Annotated in this window: 16 protein-coding genes and 1 pseudogene; 11 read left to right on the top strand and 6 right to left on the bottom strand. The window is 37.3% G+C overall.

Annotated features, from left to right (window positions below):
* Positions 1-5: 5 nt before the first annotated feature.
* Both mrcB and HYG88_RS12840 read left to right on the top strand, forming a co-directional pair.
* Entirely contained in the window at positions 6-2,420 is a 2,415-nt protein-coding gene (gene mrcB, locus HYG88_RS12845; protein ID WP_178883227.1) for a penicillin-binding protein 1B, read from the top strand.
* A 19-nt stretch (positions 2,421-2,439) separates the two neighbouring features.
* Positions 2,440-3,009: a tetratricopeptide repeat protein gene (locus HYG88_RS12840; protein ID WP_005159768.1), complete on the top strand. Its 570-nt coding sequence runs from the start codon at positions 2,440-2,442 to the stop codon at positions 3,007-3,009.
* Positions 3,010-3,018: 9 nt separating this feature from the next.
* Here HYG88_RS12840 and HYG88_RS12835 read toward each other — a convergent pair whose 3' ends face one another.
* Complete coding sequence (locus HYG88_RS12835; protein ID WP_005159765.1) at positions 3,019-3,930, bottom strand: NUDIX domain-containing protein; 912 nt, start codon at positions 3,928-3,930, stop codon at positions 3,019-3,021.
* 176 nt (positions 3,931-4,106) lie between these two features.
* Between HYG88_RS12835 and hemP the strand changes: the two genes are divergently transcribed.
* The gene (gene hemP, locus HYG88_RS12830) at positions 4,107-4,277 is read left to right on the top strand and encodes a hemin uptake protein HemP (RefSeq protein WP_005159761.1); all 171 of its coding nucleotides are present in this window, start codon (positions 4,107-4,109) and stop codon (positions 4,275-4,277) included.
* Between the two features lie 138 nt (positions 4,278-4,415).
* On the opposite strand, the gene HYG88_RS12825 is transcribed toward hemP, so the two are convergent.
* On the bottom strand, positions 4,416-6,173 hold the full coding sequence (locus HYG88_RS12825; RefSeq protein WP_034602686.1) for a GspE/PulE family protein: 1,758 nt from the start codon (positions 6,171-6,173) through the stop codon (positions 4,416-4,418).
* A gap of 284 nt (positions 6,174-6,457) precedes the next feature.
* Here HYG88_RS12825 and HYG88_RS12820 point away from each other — a divergent pair, with 284 nt between their 5' ends.
* Positions 6,458-7,675, top strand: coding sequence for an MgtC/SapB family protein (locus tag HYG88_RS12820; RefSeq protein ID WP_372616679.1), 1,218 nt, complete (start codon positions 6,458-6,460; stop codon positions 7,673-7,675).
* Positions 7,676-7,683: 8 nt separating this feature from the next.
* On the opposite strand, the gene tsaA is transcribed toward HYG88_RS12820, so the two are convergent.
* Complete coding sequence (tsaA, locus tag HYG88_RS12815) at positions 7,684-8,418, bottom strand: tRNA (N6-threonylcarbamoyladenosine(37)-N6)-methyltransferase TrmO (protein ID WP_034602685.1); 735 nt, start codon at positions 8,416-8,418, stop codon at positions 7,684-7,686.
* Positions 8,419-8,518: 100 nt separating this feature from the next.
* Here tsaA and HYG88_RS12810 point away from each other — a divergent pair, with 100 nt between their 5' ends.
* Entirely contained in the window at positions 8,519-9,298 is a 780-nt protein-coding gene (locus tag HYG88_RS12810; RefSeq protein WP_005159755.1) for a ferredoxin--NADP reductase, read from the top strand.
* Positions 9,299-9,370: 72 nt separating this feature from the next.
* Here HYG88_RS12810 and HYG88_RS12805 read toward each other — a convergent pair.
* Together HYG88_RS12805 and HYG88_RS12800 are read right to left on the bottom strand one after the other, a co-directional pair.
* A pseudogene (locus tag HYG88_RS12805) lies at positions 9,371-10,108 on the bottom strand (transposase).
* A 128-nt stretch (positions 10,109-10,236) separates the two neighbouring features.
* Positions 10,237-10,431 (bottom strand): hypothetical protein, encoded by a 195-nt coding sequence (locus tag HYG88_RS12800; RefSeq protein WP_004662441.1) that lies wholly within the window; start codon positions 10,429-10,431, stop codon positions 10,237-10,239.
* Between the two features lie 605 nt (positions 10,432-11,036).
* On the opposite strand from HYG88_RS12800, the gene HYG88_RS12795 reads away from it, so the two are divergent.
* From HYG88_RS12795 to gcvH, 5 genes are all read left to right on the top strand, one after another.
* Positions 11,037-11,567, top strand: coding sequence for a hypothetical protein (locus HYG88_RS12795; RefSeq protein WP_005159750.1), 531 nt, complete (start codon positions 11,037-11,039; stop codon positions 11,565-11,567).
* 260 nt (positions 11,568-11,827) lie between these two features.
* Positions 11,828-13,678 carry an ABC transporter ATP-binding protein gene (locus tag HYG88_RS12790; RefSeq protein WP_005159749.1) on the top strand — a complete coding sequence of 617 codons (1,851 nt, stop codon included), beginning with the start codon at positions 11,828-11,830 and terminating at the stop codon, positions 13,676-13,678.
* Positions 13,678-14,118: a MaoC family dehydratase gene (locus tag HYG88_RS12785; RefSeq protein ID WP_178883226.1), complete on the top strand. Its 441-nt coding sequence runs from the start codon at positions 13,678-13,680 to the stop codon at positions 14,116-14,118. The genes HYG88_RS12790 and HYG88_RS12785 overlap by 1 nt, the downstream gene beginning before the upstream one ends.
* A 129-nt stretch (positions 14,119-14,247) precedes the next feature.
* Complete coding sequence (locus HYG88_RS12780; protein ID WP_178883225.1) at positions 14,248-15,273, top strand: AraC family transcriptional regulator; 1,026 nt, start codon at positions 14,248-14,250, stop codon at positions 15,271-15,273.
* A 95-nt stretch (positions 15,274-15,368) separates the two neighbouring features.
* Positions 15,369-15,743 (top strand): glycine cleavage system protein GcvH, encoded by a 375-nt coding sequence (gene gcvH, locus HYG88_RS12775; protein WP_005159743.1) that lies wholly within the window; start codon positions 15,369-15,371, stop codon positions 15,741-15,743.
* Positions 15,744-15,809: 66 nt separating this feature from the next.
* On the opposite strand, the gene aspA is transcribed toward gcvH, so the two are convergent.
* On the bottom strand, positions 15,810-17,252 hold the full coding sequence (aspA, locus tag HYG88_RS12770) for an aspartate ammonia-lyase (protein WP_005159738.1): 1,443 nt from the start codon (positions 17,250-17,252) through the stop codon (positions 15,810-15,812).
* Between the two features lie 482 nt (positions 17,253-17,734).
* Between aspA and putP the strand changes: the two genes are divergently transcribed.
* On the top strand, positions 17,735-19,231 hold the full coding sequence (gene putP, locus HYG88_RS12765) for a sodium/proline symporter PutP (protein WP_005159735.1): 1,497 nt from the start codon (positions 17,735-17,737) through the stop codon (positions 19,229-19,231).
* Positions 19,232-19,415 lie beyond the last annotated feature (184 nt).

Here is a 19,415-nt window from a genome sequence, read left to right as displayed (position 1 = left end):
AGTCTATGAAGTGTGAACGTGGTATTGGTTTTCTAGCACTAATTTTTTCAATTTTAGTGATTGGTGTGTTTATTGCCTTTAGTATCTATCTGATCCGTCTAGATAATATTATTCGCTATAAATTTGAAGGTCAGCGTTGGGATATTCCTGCCAAGGTATTTGCTCGTCCATTAGAAATCTATGCGAATGCACCCATTACTCAAGATAATTTTGTCCAAGAATTAAAATTACTGGGCTATAAAAATACCACGAACTATGAAAAGTCAGGAAGTTACATTATTCAAGGCAACCAAATGTATGTTCATACACGTGGTTTTGACTATGGTGATAGTAATGAACCTGAACAGGTGCTTGAGATTGCTTTCAATCAAGGTCAAGTCGGTGAAATTCGTTCCACTAAACCTTCGAGCACAGGCATTGCTCGTTTAGAACCCCTATTAATTGGTGGTATCTATCCACAACATAATGAAGACCGTGTCCTCATTAAGCTAAATAAAGTACCAAAAACACTAATTGAAGCATTGATCTCAACAGAAGACCGAAATTTTTATCACCATCATGGTGTTTCTATTCGAGGTACAGCACGTGCCTTAGTCAGTAATGCAACCGGTGGTCGACGTCAAGGTGGCTCGACATTAACCCAACAATTAGTTAAAAATTTCTATCTTTCACCAGAAAAAACGCTCAAACGTAAAGTCAATGAAGCGCTTATGGCGTTGTTGATTGAGCTACATTACAGCAAAGATGAAATTCTAGAGGCCTATTTAAATGAAGTAAATTTAGGTCAAAATGGTAATTACTCAATTAACGGTTATGGCTTAGCTTCACAATTCTATTTTGGTTTACCTCTGAGTGAATTGAATATTTCCCAACAAGCCTTTTTGGTTGGTTTAGTACAGGGTCCAACTTTATATAATCCTTGGCGTAATCCTGAAGCGGCTAAAAAGCGCCGTGATGTTGTATTAAACAATATGATGGTGATGGGCTATTTATCTGAAACAGAATATCAAGATGAAATCTCACGTCCTTTAAATATTGTGAGTAAACCAACTTTAGGGCCTGCAAAATTCCCAGATTTCCTTGATATCGTACGTCGCCAATTACGTACAGAATATCAAGAAAGTGATATTACCAATCAAGGCCTGAAAATTTTCACAACGCTTGACCCGATTGCACAGACCCAAGTTCAAAATGCTTTTAAAGACTCTGTTGAACGTTTAGCAAAAGCAAATCCAGCACGTTTGAAAAACTTACAAGGTGCTGTGCTTGTAGCCCATCCTGAGAATGGTGAATTGGTTGCTGCTGTTGGTTCAACCCAAGATTTTACTGGCTTTAACCGTACACTAGATGCTAAACGTCAAGTCGGTTCGTTGTTAAAACCAATTATTTATCTAAATGCGATCGAATCTGGACGTTATACGTGGGCGAGTCCAATTGAAGATAGTGCCGTTAATATTCCAGTTGAGGATGATAAGAGTTGGACACCAAAAAATTATAGTGGTGGTGAACATGGCGTTGTTTCTATGCAACAAGCCTTGGCAAATTCATACAACCTATCTGCTGTTCGTTTAGGAAATGAATTTGGATTATCAACATTTTCAAATAAGCTAAAACAATTTGGTGTCAGTTCGAATATTCCAGCTTATCCGTCTATCTATTTGGGTGCAGTAAATATGTCCCCAATGGAAGTACTTGGCATTTATGGCAACTTTGCAACAGGTGGTTTCAAATATCCTCCTCGCTCTATTCGTACTGTTGTTGATGCAAAAGGACATTTGCTTGAACGTTATAGCTTAAATGTTCAACAAACGATTGATCCTGCTGCTGCCTATATTTTGAACTATGGTTTGCAACAAGTTATGCGTTCAGGTACTGGACGATCAGCTTATGGCAGCTTACCTGAAACCTTAAATTTAGCTGGTAAATCTGGTACTACTAATGATACACGCGATTCATGGTTCGCTGGTTATTCAGGCAATCATGTCGCTGTCGTCTGGTTAGGTTTGGACGATAATAAAGTTACTGGTCTCACAGGTTCTTCAGGCGCATTACCTGTCTGGACTAATGTAATGAAACAGCTTCGCCAAGAACCCGTCAATCTTCGTCAAACTGACAATGTAGAATGGCAATGGATAGACAGTGCAACAGGTGATTTATCGGCGCAAGGCTGTGATGGTGCAATGTATATTCCCCTACTTCGACAAACTGTACCTCATCGTGCAAACCTCTGCGGTCAATCACATTATGAAGTTGAACCAACCAATATCCCATCCGAGGAAGACACTCAGGGGGATCATTACGGTGATGGCACTACTAATACCAATTATATTCGAGAAAGTGAAAATCAAATGGACACCGATTTATCCAATCATAATTCTACACGTGTGATTTCGAGCGGTAGTTATAGCGGTGAAAACTAAGTTACAAGGATGATTGGACATGATGAAGAAAATAACAATTGTGATTGGTATATTGCTGCTTGCCGGTTGTAATTCAGCACCGCCTCCAAATAAAAAAGTGGTAATTAAATTGGGAGAACCACCAAGTACGTCAAACACGCAGAAAAAGAAAACTACTCCGCCCGCGTCGAGTGTAAAAATTACGCCGTATGAGCAGAAAGAAATAAAGCGTCAAAACGTACCAGTGGTTGTACCTCAGCAAAAAGTACAACAAAAGTTCAATGATGGGAGTCAATTACCAGCATTTAGAACATTAATGCAAAAAACCCAAGTCGCTTATAAGCAACAGCAACTTGCGGAAGCAGAACGTTATGCTCTTCAAGCTCAACGTATTGCTCCCCAAGCGACCGAAACTTATTTGTATTTAGCATTGATTGCAGACCAACGCAAACAATATGCAAATGCGGAAGCTTTGGCACGTCGTGGTTTAAGCTATGCGCAAAGTAACTCGATGAAAAAACAACTTTGGTTTATTGTGCTCCGAGCAAGCGAAGCACGTAATCATCCTGTAAAAGCCCAAGAAGCTAAAAAAGCCATTCAAGCGTTATAAAAAGTTTGATCAATCAATTGAACTAAATTGACGAATCCCAGCAAGCCCATAAGCATGATGTTTTTGGGCTTGTTCTAAATCTTCAGGTGCGACACCACCTAAAGCAAAAACTGGAATATCACTCTGCTGAGCTAATGCAGCAAAGTCATTCCAACCCAATACTTTTACATTTAGATGTGTTTCAGTCGCTTTCACAGGACTCAAAAATACGGCATCACAACCTATATGCTGTGCATGTTGTAATGAAACAGCATCATGACAGGCTGCAATAAAACGTTTACCAACAATCAATTCACCTTTTTTAAGTGCCATTAATTGTGATTGTTTAAGATGAATTGTCTTCACTCTAGACTGTAGAACCATGTTCATATTTTGATAAATATCAGTATTTATTATAATTTTTTGTAATTGTTCATCAGTTAAAACCTCTAACTGCTGTTCAATCTGTTCAATTTTAGCTGTTTGGATGCGCCAATACATTTGAAAATTATGATGTGGTAGTGCATCAATTTGATTACTGATCTTAATCAAATGAGACCAGATTAAGCGTTCCAGAATTACAGCATTTGCCTTCGGAAAGTTTAAACTCGCTAGTTGATCGCGTTGATACCAAGTCCAAGGTTGATGAATTTGATTGAGCATTTCCTCAGGTACGTGTGCATGAAAAAGATGTAAATTAACAATAACATCTTCATATTCATGACGAATAATATCAAACGGATGCCACTCTTTTAAACCAATGCCTACTTCCTCATAAATCTCTCTACGACAAGCTTGTTCAGGTGATTCCCCTAATTCGACTTTTCCACCAGGAAACTCATGTTTATTACCTTGATGTTGATCTGCTTGTCGCCAACCCACTAACACTTTAGATTTATGCAGTAAAATTGCAATCGCAACATCAACTATAGCTTTTGCCATAACAGTCTAATATCTCTATTTTTTTCACAATAATTTTAATGAATTTAACAACAATTTCACATGCTAAAAACATCAATAATCAATGATTTTGTAAATTCTTGAAATTTACGTTGACAGGCCTATTCGATAATGATTATCATTTAAATAACTAAAAAACACACCACGGAGCATAACAAATGAACGCACCATTTAACCTATTTACACGTAGCACGGATACAGCTCATTCATTGCCAATGTTGCATTCCAATAATCTTTTTGCCTTAGGTCGGGAAATACGCATAATGCATGGGGGTGAAGAATACCGCTTGCGTTTAACGCGTAATAATCGTCTGATTTTAACGAAGTAATATAATAACAACCGCATAATAATAAACGTGGAAATAGCAGTATGTCAGCGCGTACTGCTTTTTTTGTTTGATCAAACAAGTGATACCACCTCTTTAAAACAAATGAAGATGAGGTGAATCTGAAGATCAATAATTTGCTTAACTTAAAGGAACAACACGCAATACCTCTTCTAACGTGGTTGCACCTTCAATGACTTTGCGTGCACCTGCAATCCGCAGTGGCTCAACGCCTTCTTTCTTGGATTGTGCTTTCAGATCATTCAGTGTGCCATGAGCACTAATAATAGACTTCAACTCTAAACTTACTGGCATAAATTCATAAATACCTACACGACCTTTATAACCTGTATGGCGACATGCTTCACATCCAACTGCTTTATACATCGTCGTTGGCATATCCATCATATAATCTAAAGTAAGGTGCTCCCACTCTTGTTCATTAATTGCCGTTTCTTGCTTACAAAGTGGGCAGAGTCGGCGCACCAAACGTTGTGCTAGAACACCTAAAATCGTTGCTGCAGTTAAGAATGGTTGTACGCCTAAATCATGCAAACGGGTCAGACTTGAAGGTGCATCATTAGTATGCAAAGTCGAAAGAACCAAATGTCCTGTTAAGGCTGCTTGAATGGCCATATTTGCGGTGTCATGATCACGAATCTCCCCCACCATGATAATGTCAGGATCTTGACGCATCAGTGCGCGAACACCATCGGCGAAACCAAGTTCGATATTTGGATTCACCTGCATCTGGTTAAAACTTGGTTCCAACATTTCAATCGGATCTTCAATGGTACAGACATTCACTTGTTCAGTTGCTAATTGCTTTAAAGACGAATATAGCGTTGTGGTTTTACCTGAACCTGTTGGCCCCGTCACCAAGATAATACCGTGGCTATGCTGTGTCAGTTGCTGCCAACTGTGTAATAAATGCCCTTCAAATCCTAATTGCTGAAAACTACGCACTAATACTTCAGGATCAAAAATACGCATGACCAACTTTTCACCAAAAGCAGTTGGCAATGTAGAAAGACGTAATTCCGTTTCTTGACCTTTCGGTGTACGTGTTTTTAAACGTCCATCTTGTGGTTTACGCTTTTCCGCAACATTCATACGACCTAAGATTTTAATACGGGAAATCACTGCTGTAAGTGTATTGGCTGGCATGTTATAAATAGTATGTAACACACCATCAATACGGAAACGTACCTTGCCTTTGTCTTTGCGAGGCTCCAAATGAATATCACTTGCACCCTGCTCAAAAGCAAATTGCAATACCCAATCAACCAGTTTCACAATATGCTGGTCATTGGCATCAGGGTTTTGTGTATCGCCTAATTGTAATAAAGCTTCGACCCCCTTATTGTCACGGTCAAAAGCACTTGTGCCTTGAGAAGAACTCACTGCTCGACTAACTTGATAATATTCAATCAAATAACGTTGTAGCTGTTCTGGATTTAATAGTACAGCTTCAACTTTTTTTGGGCTCAAACTTCTTTCTAAATTATTTTTCCATTCCATCATAAATGGCTGATCTGTACCGATTAAAATACGATCAGAGTGAACTTCTACTGCCAAAATATGATTTCGAGCGGCAAACTCTTGAGACATAACACTGGTTAATGCCGTCACATCAGCCTTTAGAGGATCAATGACAAACAAAGGAACATGCGATTTTTCAGCTAACCATAGACATAGACGATTGAGCGTTAAAATGGTTTCTGGATTTAATTGATCTTTCAGATTAAATTTTGCAACCCACTGTAAAGGATGCCACTTCAATTCATCTTTTTGACGATGTGTTGTTTGTACTAATAATTTATCCCGTTCAGTGATTCGTCCATCTTTTTGTAATTGTTCTAAGCACCAAAAAATATCGATTTGAAAATTAAACGTCATTGTTATACCCCAAGTTATTTCTATAATATAACAGAGATTTATTGAAATCTCCCAAATCATTTCATGACTCAAGAATGATTAAATGCACTTTAAAAAACATATAGATAACTTAGCCATAAAAGTAAAAAGGGTTAAGATAGAGCGATGCATTTATGCAATTTTAAAGTATATAAATTCAACTCAATTTTGCCTAAACAATAACGATGATCCTCTAAACGAAAGGATATGACATGACTGATTTACTTGATTTATCAATACAAAATACGGCTTTAAGTCAGTTAATCATGATCTTTGCTGTATCGCTCGGTTGTGGATTATTGATCGGTTTAGAACGAGAACAAAGCAAAGTTAAACATAAGACCAAAACCTTTGCTGGTTTTAGAACCTTTGCAATTAGCTCTCTTTTAGGAACACTGTGCTTTTTATTTAATTTAGAAATAGGAATTACGGGGGCAATTTTAATTGGTGCTATAAGTATTGCATCACTTAAAAATCAACCCGATGATCCTGGTGTGACGACTGAACTTGCACTCATAATGACCTATTTCATTGGTGCTGTTTGCATATGGAATATCAATTTAGCTGCTGGGCTTGCAGTAACGCTGACCATTCTACTTTTTGCGAAACAATCACTTCACGGGCTCGCAAACCAGTGGATTAATGAAAGTGAATTAAGGGATGGCGTGCTACTACTGGCTTTAATACTGATTGCACTGCCCTTAGTCCCTAACCAAGCTTTTTGGGGACCTGTATTAAATCCCTATACAATTTTGAAATTATTAAGCCTCATACTATTTGTACAAGCATTAGCACATTTTGCCAAAAGACTTCTATCATCAAAAAATGCAATCGTCTTTTCTGCTTTGGCATCTGGTTTTGTCTCAAGCACAGCAACTATCGCAAATCTGGGTATGGAAGTTCGTAACAACGGTGCGAACCCTCATGTAAATGCTGGTGCTGCCTTGATGTCCTGCGTATCTACGCTTATTCAAATGCTCATTATTGTTGCAAGCATTAGCTTGGCTTGGTTCAAAATCATATTTTTGCCAACTATCATTTCAACCATCGTTCTATCTATTTGGGCTTTATATTTGATGCGGACATCTATTGGCGATGGTGAAACAATCACAACCAATGATAACAGCCGCATGTTCAGCTTCAAAAATGCCATCATTATTACTTTTGCCTTATCAGCAATTCAAGCCGCGGTATATGCTCTCAACATTTGGCTTGGTAGTTCAGGTCTGATTTTAGGTACATTAATCGCATCTCTTTTTGAAATACATGCTGCAATTGCTGCAATCGTTGTCCAAGCAGAGCCTGATACCGTTCAAGCAACAACACTTATGATTGCATTAATGATTGGACTCGCTGCCCATGCTTTAGCGAAAAGTATCAACGCTGCGCTAACAGGAGGATATAAATTTGCTCTTGCTTTTATTCCAGCCCAAATCATACATATGACTGTGTTAATTATCATGTTCTGGATGCAGCAACACTAATATCAATGCTAATTGAGAGTTTCAAGCTTTAATATGTTGATCTTTTCATCGTCAACATTAAAACTCACATCGAACGTGGAAAACTTCATTTTATAAATTCGAGTCGCATCATCATGATAAGCAGGCCGTGGATCTAAAGATAGAACTTGTTCTAACTCGTCAAAGATTCTCGGCTGAGTGTCATTCTCTTGAATGAACTTGTGCTTAATTGATTGTGCTAATTCGCTCCATAGAACACGCTTTCGAATCGGCTCGTCTTGCGCATAGCCACTGACTGAATCCATGACAGCATCTGAATAATGGATATAAGGTTTAATATCCAAAATTGGAGTTTTATTGAGTAAATCACTTCCCATCACATACATTCGAACACTCTTAGCACATTTTTCAACACGTAAAAAGCGAACGACCGACAGACCTATAGGAGATGGACGATACATACTCCTCGTTGCAAATACTCCAATTTTTTGATTACCACCTAATCTAGGTGGACGTACTTTTGGACGAAATTTAGACATTTGATTCAAGGAGTTATCATTATTTTTATTATCATGGAATTGCCACAATAACCATAAATGACTGAAGTCTTCAATTCCCTCAAATGCAGAAAGATCATTATAAGGTTCTGACAACTCTATATAGGACTCCACCTGCACCAAATTTGGCTGTCTTGGGATACCAAATTTCTCCTGATAAGGAGAATGCATATAACCGATGATCGGCATGACCACAGAATTGCTCATCACTTTTTCTTATAAACACAATTAAATATATTCAGTTTATAGAGAATGATTTTAGATTAGAATAGCAATCTGTTTCTTTTAACTGTGATCGAGACCTTTAATGGCTGCTTTTAACGTTGAACGCATTACTCATGTTCACCACTGGAATGACACGCTTTTCAGTTTTAAAACCACGCGCGATACAAGCTTACGTTTTAAAAATGGTCAGTTTGTGATGATCGGACTTGAAGTGAATGGTAAGCCTTTAATGCGTGCGTATTCGATTGCGAGTGCGAATTATGAAGAAGAACTCGAATTCTTCTCAATTAAAGTACAAGATGGTCCACTCACTTCTATCTTACAAAAAGTACAAGTGGGCGACGAAATCCTTATTTCTAAAAAACCTACAGGTACTCTTGTACATGATGATTTATTGCCAGGTAAAAACCTATATCTGTTATCTTCAGGTACAGGACTAGCACCATTCTTGGCTTTATTACGTGATCCTGAAACATATGAAAAATTTGAAAAAGTGATCATGGTTCACGGTACGCGTTATGTATCAGAGCTTGCATACCAAGATTTAATCTTAAATGAACTACCAAACCATGAGTTCTTTGAAGAATTGGGTATCAAAGATAAATTAATCTACTATCCAACAGTGACTCGTGAACCTTTCCACACCCAAGGTCGCGTTACAACCGCAATTGAATCTGGTCAATTATTTGAAAAAATTGGTTTGCCACGTTTCAATCGTGAAACTGACCGTGCAATGCTTTGTGGTAGCCCTGCTTTCCTAAAAGACGTGGCTGCTTTACTTGACCAACATGGTTTAGTTGAATCCCCTCGTATGGGTGTAATGGGTGATTATGTTATTGAACGTGCATTTGTTGAAAAATAAACGTCAATAACGATATAAAAGAAACCGAGGTGATCCCTCGGTTTCTTTTTATCTCTCTGTACACGACAAATTTCATAGGGCCCTTGTCCTATCAGGCTTTTTCTTCCTTAAAATTGCGAGCACTTTCTTAAATTCTTCTTTTTTCCCAAAACCAATCAAACGTAGAACAGCCATTTGAACATAGTCCAAACCGTAGCGAAATAAACTTAGTGAAAGTCGTCCATGCTTCTTTATTTTTATCGCTTTTTTTCGATCATGTTGCCATTCACCTGTTAAATAGCACCAACAGAAACCGATCGCTAGCACTGCTATCAATTTCTTGACTCGTCTAGGGTCTGTTAAACGAGTATTTTCAAGATTGAATCCACGTCCTTTGAGACAACTAAATAAGGTTTCGATTTCCCAGCGTAATGCATAATCACCAATAGAAGAAGCATTAAACATAGGAGAAACAACAAGTATCGCTATCCCACGATAGGCGATGGCTAACATCAAGATATTGATATCTCGTTTTCCCCATTTCCAGTTGGTTCTATCCAAAGTTAATTGGACTTTATCGAATGAAAATATATTGAAAATTAACTGAGAAATTTGACGATAATCGAAATACTGATCTGCAAAGAAGCGTTGTATACGTCGATAAAATGATTGTGGTAAGCACGTGATGGGTAAGGCTTTAGATGCAGAAGAAAGGTTACATGTCTGTTTTACAATTAATGCCAGCATAATCAGTGTAAATCATTTTGCATGTGACTTGTTCCACTTTAGATATTTGTTTAAGATGAGATGTAACTCATTGAAATGTGTCATCATATTCGTCGTCAGAAAACAAGTATTATGCCATTATTTCAATGAGTTATCTTTTTTGTTGTGTACAAAGAAAAAAAGCCCATTGGTATAGGCTTTTTAAATAGTTACTTTAATTATTCATGTATGTATCACTGAATGCTTAACTCATCGTCTTTAGCAATTACGACTGAGGTAAGAATTGGAATACCTAAGATCACAGGAACTACAATAATCCACAAATCTGTGGTTAATTTGCTTGAGAAGAAGAACTGAATAACGATAGCAGCCAAGATAAGTACTGAAAGGAGGACAGCCATAAAGCGAATCGCAAATTTAAGAAGCATTTCTAATCCTATGTGATTGTAATGGTTAATTTGAGTATACGCCTTGTATGACGTTTCATGCATTGATTTTTCACTATAAAAGCTGTATTTCAAATGAATTTTTAAATAATTGCCTAGTGTAGTGTCTTGCTCTCCCTCTATGAGACAAATAGAACTTTAAGTGGGTACATTCCTCTCGATTAACAATCTGTAGCCTGTTAACTGCTCGCTTATGTTTCTCATCTTTTGTATCAAACCGACTCGTTTAACATACATCTAAAATGTCTATCACTTATATCAGTTTTATCTCCTAAACACTTGTAGGGAAAAGACAGAAAATTTCTATCCTACTGATTGCTATTTGAATATAAAACTTAGATCTTGTTCTCATTTTCTATAAAAAATCAGATAATATCCCTAAGTTTTAAATATTATTAAATACCTTTCATGTTAATTTAATATAGTTAACTTATTATAACTTTTTGAATAAAAAGATTGATCAAATATACACATTTGGATCAATAACCAATCAAAGGAAATAAATGTTAATAAAACCTATTGAATTTTAATTTAAAAAAAACCATTATGTATCAATATTGTTAATTAATGTAATAATGAGTTAGAAGATGCCTCACTCAGCAATAAAATTCAAAAATGAAAAAGATTACTCATTTTTCTCCCAAACTGAGAATATCGGAAAACAATGTGAATTTATAGAACTTCATTTAGAAAAAATGAGTCATAAATCTACACTTTGGATGGATGCTGCGGTCATTGCAACATTTTCTTTTGGTTTCTTTAATAGCTTAAATAATGAGCTTAGAAATAAAATAATCGATTCATTAATGCTCATCAAAGCGAATCAACTCGAACCAATTCTCTTCCAAAGTTCAAACATAATTGATGATAAAGGATTCTCACTTCATCACACCTTGATGTATGAATTAAACAATTTAAACGCTATAAAATTTTTATTTAATAAAGACTGGAATATTCATGAATTTAATAACGCATGCCAAATAATCATGAGAGAATTAACGGCATTTGAAATGAATCTAAGTAATCAAATTTCAAATTTACTAAACAATAATTTAATTTGTAATTTACTTATTTGTTCAGTAGATGTTAACTTCGATACCATTTACACCTTTCGTTAATATCAACCATTTGGATTGCTAATGATCGGCGAATTCAAACATGAGGTGCGACAGTTTCATAGCAATTTCATTTACCATATTATTTGTTAAGAAAAAATCAATAACAAATATTATTTGAGATAAACTATTTTCGAAATTAAATTGCGAGTTTAATTATCCTTTTTTGAACTAAGCAACATTCGCTCTTTTCATCTCTAAAGCTAATTTTCTGATATGCTACTGAAATAGCTGAATTAGAGTATCATCAGAGGATAAGTGTAATGCTGAGTTGGTTTGAAAAATTAGTTGATCCTTACCCAACGAAAGATTTAAACAAAACATTACCGACTACTTTTTTTGCTTTTGTTTGGCAATCAACGAAAGGGGTCAGACCATTCCTCTTTTTACTTATTGCTTGTACAGCTGCTGCAGCGTGCTTTGAGGCATTATTCTTTTCTTATATTGGTAAACTAGTTGATTGGCTCAGCAAAAGTCAGCCTAATACCTTTTTAGAAACGAATCATGAAAATCTAACTATTCTCATAAGTATTTTATTCGCAAATATTTTCTTCGTAAGTTTGCAATCTATCGTCAAACACCAAGTGTTATTTAGTAATTTTCCAATGCGTATGCGCTGGTTATTCCATAACTTATTGTTGCAACAAACCTTAGATTTTTTCCATACCGACTTCGCTGGCCGCTTATCTGCCAAAGTTATGCAAACTGCATTAGCAGTTCGTGAATTTTGGATGATCCTTGGTGACATGTTGGTTTATGTACTGATTTACTTTATTACGATTAGCTTTGTATTAGGCTCTATTTCACCTGTTTTAATCATCCCCTTGCTTTTATGGCTGATCTTATTTATCGCGATTGCCAGTTATTTCATTCCTCGTCTTGGTAAAGTTTCACAACAACAGGCAGATGCGCGCGCTATTATGACTGGACGCGTTACCGATGCTTATACCAATATTCAAACTGTGAAATTGTTTGCACATGCTGGTCGTGAAAGTCAGTATGCAAAAGAGTCCATGCAAGAATTTATGGTCACTGTTTATAAACAGATGCGCTTAGCTGTGAAATACCAAATCAGCATTCGTTTACTCAGTGCTTTTCTCTTTATTGGCGTGATTGGTAGTTCTGTTTGGTTATGGACCCAAGGTCAAGCTGCTATTGGTGTAATTGCAGCAACCACGGCGATGGTTTTAAAACTCGATAGCCTAGCGGAATTCATCATGTGGCACATCACCATGCTGTTTGAAAATGTTGGTACCATTCAAGATGGTATGAAAACTCTAGGTAAGCCTATCCAGATTCAAGATAAAAAAGATGCAACTGAACTAAAAGTTCAACAGGGTGAAATTCGTTTTGAAGATGTTAGTTTTGCTTATAATCAAAAAAATGTAATTGATCATTTTAATCTTACGATTAAGCCTGGTGAGAAAATAGGTATTGTTGGTCGTTCTGGCGCGGGTAAATCTACCCTTATTCAGCTACTTTTGCATTTTTATGATATTAATCAGGGTCGTATCTTGATTGATGGACAAAACATCCATGATGTTACACAAGATAGTTTACGTGCAAATATTGCACTGGTCACTCAAGATACTTCTCTATTACATCGTACGGTAGCTGAAAATATCAAATATGGTCGCCCTAATGCGACTGAAGCAGAGATTCAGCTTGCTATCAAAAAAGCCAGAGCAGAAGAATTTATTCCACAATTGACTGATCAGAAAGGACGTGTTGGATTTGATGCTTATGTCGGTGAGCGTGGCGTAAAACTTTCTGGCGGCCAACGTCAACGTATTGCTATTTCTAGAGTTTTCTTGAAAGACGCACCTATTCTTATTTTAGACGAAGCAACAAGTGCGCTTGACTCAGAAGTTGAAGCCGCGATTCAAAGCAGTTTAAATGACTTAATGGTTGGCAAAACAGTCATTGCAATTGCACACCGTTTATCTACTATTGCTCAAATGGATCGTCTCATTGTACTTGATCAAGGCAAAATTGCTGAACAAGGTACACATGAGCAGCTTATTGCAAATGATGGCTTGTATGCACAATTATGGAAACGCCAAACAGGTGGTTTTTTAGTTGAGGAGCGAGCAGTGGCTCAGGACACAGAATAATGTTGTATTTAGAAGACTTAAATATTGGAGATCGCTTCATTAGTCGTGACTATGAAATCACGCTTGAAGAAGTGAAACAATTTGCAAGCCAGTATGACCCCCAACCATTTCATTTAGATGAGCAAGCAGCTGAGCAACATCCTATTTTTCAAGGTTTAGCTGCTAGCGGCTGGCATACCTCAGCAATCACAATGCGTTTGTGGACCGAATGTTTTCCCATCGCAGGTGGTTTACTGGGTTCAGAATCTAGTCTTCGTTGGCCTCGCCCTACCCGTGTTGGTGATAAGATTCATGTAGAAGTTGAAATTACGGCAATCGTGCCGTCTAAAACCAAAATTGATCGTGGTATCGTCAGCTATGTCACGCAGGCTTTGAACCAACATGGCGATGTGCTATTAATATCAACAACTAAAATTATGGTTTTCAGAAAACCAACCTGATTTTTGAATGATTAGGTGAATTTTTTGTCCAACAATTTTTATGATTGATTATTTTATTTCGTGTAAAGATGTTTCGGACTTAAATGTTTAAAAGATATTGGCAAAATTGATGAGCGCCACGGAAAGCACATGCAAACAACTTCAACTCGTCAAGATCAAGGTGTACCAGGCGTCTATGGCTTATTGCTATTAGATGTTGTTTCACGCTGGGGATATAGCGATGAAACCTTATTTGCTCCTTTTCATTTAACCAGTGAGCAATTAGCTGACCCAAATTATCGAATTCCTACGCCTATTGCGAATGAATTAGTTAAACATTCCTTGCGTTTAACAGGTGAAAGTACATTAGGATTTCACCTAGGTACGCAAATGCGAATTTCGATTCATGGTTTTATTGGTTATGCCATTATGACTGCGCATGACATTACCGATGCAATTGCACTTGCAAGCCGTTTCATTCAATTACGCTTACCTTTTTTACAACTTTACTTTTCTACTTTTGGATCTAAAGCAACCTTACAACTACAATGTGATATTGAAGTTGAACCATTACGTACTGAAATTATCTTAGGTTTAACAATTGGTATTATGACCATGGCCAAAGCCTTGACAGGAATTGAAGACTTAAAGAGTGAAGTTGATTTAGATTTCCCTGAGCCTGCGGGCTTTGATAAATATCGTGATAAATTAACCAGTACAGTACGTTTTAATCAGCCGCATTTAATTTCGAGTTTTGATAAAAAATACCTCGGTTTAAAAATGGTCAATGCAGATCCAATTGCCAGCCAGATTGCCATTAACCAATGTGAAACTGAATTATCCGCTTTAGGCGAACGTCGTCGCCTTGCAATGCGTGTACGTGATATTTTAACCAATTCTGAACAGCATTATTTAAGCATCGAGAGTGTTGCTGAGCTTCTGCATGTGTCAGATCGCACTCTCAAACGTCAGCTAGCAGCTGAAGGTACATCCTTCTCTACCTTGGTAGATGAAGTACGCTATCGTCATGCAACATCTTTACTATCTAGAACAGATTATAGTTTAGAACAAATTGCTGATGAATTAGGGTATTCTGATGTAGCAAATTTTAGCCGTGCCTTTAAGCGCTGGAGTGGTCGTAGCCCAAGCAACTGGCGTAAAGACCCTTATTTGTAATATTGCAAAGTGCTTCATTTTAAATACTTTTGTTTTGACCAAAAAACCTGTATAAAACCAGACAAAAATATGGGACAGATTGTTAAGGAGTTGTCATGAACCATCCAGCAGATTTGAAATATGCGCGCACGCATGAATGGGTAAGAATTGAGGGTGACCTGGTTGTTACAGGGATTAGTGACCATGCACAGGATGAGTTGGGCGATTTAGTCTATGTGGAAACACCAGAAGTAGGCAGCCACGTGACTGCAACCGAACAGGCTGGTATTGTTGAATCAGTAAAAACCGCTTCTGATATTCATGCCCCTGTTTCAGGTACTGTCGTTGAAGTCAATACAGCACTTGAAGATGATCCAGATTTTGTTAATGAAGAGCCTTATGGTAAAGGTTGGATTTATAAAATCAAACCAGACAATATGGCTGATGTTGAAAAGCTACTTTCACATAGTGAATATGAATCAGGTTTGTAATTTTAAATAAATTCAAACATTAAAAAGCCCAGTCAAGAACTGGGCTTTTTATTTATGCTTAATTAATTAAGCAACATAATCAACCTGAATACCATCTACTTCTGAAACCAAATTCTCAAAAGAGAAAATTTCATCAAGTTGAGCCTGTGTGAGTAAACCTCGCTCTAGCACAACCTCCTGAATAGTTTTATTCTCTGCAATACATTGCTTACCAATTTCATCGCACAAAGCATGACCTAATAATGGATCGAGCAAAGTAATAATCCCTACACTACGCATGACCGCATCATGGCATGCTTGTTCATGTGCTTTGATTCCACGTACACATTTTTCATCCAAACTTTGAATCGCATGGGTTAATAGCTCAATTGACTCATTGAGGGAAATTGCAATCACAGGCTCCATGACATTTAACTGTAACTGTCCTGCTTCTGCTGCAAATGTAATCGTAAGATCGTTACCAATCACCTTAAATGCAATCTGATTTACAACTTCTGGAATAACTGGATTTACTTTTGCAGGCATAATTGATGAGCCAGCTTGTAATTCAGGTAATTGGATTTCACCCAAACCAGTACGAGGTCCTGAACTTAGCAAACGTAAATCATTGCTAATCTTTGAAAGTTTACATGCAAGACGTTTTAAGGCACTCGATAAAATAATAAAGACGCCACAATCACTGGTTGCTTCAACATAGTCTTCAGCACCAACTAAATTTAAACCTGTAATTTGTTTCAAACACGAAACTACTTTTACAGCATAGCCTTTAGGTGTGTTTACACCAGTACCAATTGCAGTTGCGCCTAAATTGACTTCAAGCAACAACTCGCGTGTACGTTTAATCAGACGAACATCTTCTTTTAATAAAGTTGCAAATGCATGAAATTCTTGCCCAAGTGTCATCGGCACTGCATCTTGGAGTTGGGTACGCCCCATTTTTAAAATATAGCGAAACTCAATGGCCTTTTCCTCAAATGAAGTGATCAACTTATCCATTTGTGTAAACAAGGCATCCAGTGAACAATAGGTAGATAGACGAATTGCTGTTGGATACACATCATTGGTTGACTGCGATTTATTGACATGGTCATTTGGATGGATCACATCATACTGACCCTTTTGATATCCCAATGACTCAAGGGCAATATTGGCAATGACTTCATTCGTGTTCATATTAATCGACGTGCCTGCCCCACCTTGATAGATATCAATCGGGAATGAGTCCTGCCATTTTTCAGTTTCATTGATTAAAGCATCACATCCATGCTGGATAGCAAGGCTTTGTGTTTCCGTGAGTTTTCCAAAACTTAGATTCGCTTGAGCAGATGCTTTCTTCACTTGTGCTAATGCACGAATAAAGTGACTATTTTGTCCAACTTTTTGCGAAGAGATTTTGAAATTTTCAATTGCGCGTAAAGTATGAATTCCGTAATAACAATCCATTGGCACTTCTTTTGCGCCAAGTAAATCATGCTCTATTCTTATGGTTGCTGCTTGAACCGTGTCCACTTTCCATTTCTCTCAGACAATGCACCCTAATGGTGCAAAGAAATAATATGTAAGATTTCAAATAAATTTTCATTAGCAGAATTGCTTAACATTACGAACTTTTTATAATGTAATTTCTCTACATTGTTGCTTTTGTAACAACATGTATTGTCATTTCACTCTGTTTTTCTGTTCAAAAATGCCTGTTATTACTATCAATTTTTTGCCGCTGCAATAATTTGAAACATGTAGCCTATTTTTAAGCCGCAAATATCTTTCTTTTATTTAAAAAAAAGTGAGCTTTTTTAGATTTAGAAATTAAAATTCATACACTTAATTTAAATTACATAAAATATACAAACAATATACAAAAACAAAACAGTATTTTAAAAATCATTCGTGCTTGAATCTGTGGCCTTATCAGTCTTGTTAGAATAGTGAATCATTTTTGTCTATTCAGATGGGATTGCACAGTTATGGATATGTAAGGACAGGCATCCATTATGAATTTTTCGAATCCCACTGTTGTTGTGTTCGTGGTGTATATTATCGCCATGCTTGGTATCGGCTTATACGCCTATTTTTCTACCAAAAACCTTGATGATTATATTCTTGGAGGACGAAGCCTAGGTAGTTTCGTTACCGCTTTATCTGCGGGTGCATCCGATATGAGTGGCTGGTTACTCATGGGTTTACCTGGGGCAATCTATTTGACAGGCTTATCTGAATCATGGATTGCAATTGGCTTAATCATTGGTGCATGGCTCAACTGGTATCTCGTGGCTGGACGTTTACGCGTTCATACTGAGGTTCAGAATAATGCGCTTACGTTACCAGATTATTTCACGGGTCGTTTTGATGATCAGAAAAAGATCTTACGTGTAACTTCCGCACTGATTATTCTCATCTTTTTCGCGATTTATTGTGCTTCTGGCATGGTAGCTGGTGCACGTCTATTTGAAACATTGTTCCACTTACCTTACCAAACCGCTTTATGGCTTGGTGCGTTTGCAACAATTGGCTATGTTTGTATCGGTGGCTTTTTGGCAATCAGTTGGACAGATACGTTCCAAGCTGGTTTGATGATTTTTGCGTTATTGCTTTTACCCATCGTCACATACATGTCTTTGGGTGTAGGTGTCGAAGAATTTACAGCAATTGTTGAGAGTGCTCGCCCACACGCTTATGATTTTGTTTCAAATTTAAGTATCGTTGGTATTCTTTCAGCAGCTGCTTGGGGCTTGGGTTATTTTGGTCAACCTCACATTCTAGTTCGTTTTATGGCTGCCGATTCTGTTAAATCAATCCCTGCTGCTCGTCGTATCGGTATGACATGGATGATTTTATGCTTGGCAGGTGCAGTTGGTTCTGGTTTTGTCGGGATTGCGTATTTCCATCAACACCCTGAATTTGCAGCGGTTGTGACAGCTAACCCTGAAACAGTATTCATGGAACTCACTAAAATTTTATTCAACCCTTGGGTTGTTGGTGTGATCCTTGCTGCAATTTTATCAGCAGTCATGAGTACCTTAAGTTGTCAGTTATTGGTATGTTCAAGCGCATTAACTGAAGATTTATACAAAGGCTTGATCCGTAAAAATGCAACTCAAAAAGAGTTAGTTTGGATTGGTCGAGGAATGGTACTCGCTGTTGCAATGTTGGCGCTTGCTTTAGCTCAAAACCCCGATAGTAAAGTACTTGGCTTAGTTTCTTATGCTTGGGCTGGCTTCGGTGCTGCTTTCGGTCCATTGATTATCATGTCATTGTTCTGGAAACGTATGACGCTAAACGGCGCTTTAGCGGGTATGGTGATCGGTGCAGTTACAGTGATTGTTTGGAAAAATGTATTTGCTAGTACTGGTATTTATGAAATTATTCCTGGTTTCATTTTTGCCTTGATCAGTATTGTTGTGGTGAGCTTACTTGGTAAAGCACCTAACTCAACTGTGACTAGTCGTTTTGAAAAAGCAGATGAAATCTATACGAGAGAAATGAAATAAAATTTCTGAGTAAAATTTAAGGGGGCTTTCGAGCCCCTTTGTTTTATTTAATCTTTTACTCTGTACACGACAAATTTCATAGAGCCCTTGTCCTATCAGGCTTTTTCTTTCTTAAAATTGCGAGCACTTTCTTAAATTCTTCTTTTTTTCCAAAACCAATCAAACGTAGAATAGCCATCTGAAC

It is taken from the genome of Acinetobacter sp. SwsAc4, from assembly GCF_013391535.1.
GTDB lineage: Bacteria > Pseudomonadota > Gammaproteobacteria > Pseudomonadales > Moraxellaceae > Acinetobacter.
Note: the sequence above shows the minus strand (reverse complement) of the source record. Positions and strands in the feature narration are given on the sequence as shown.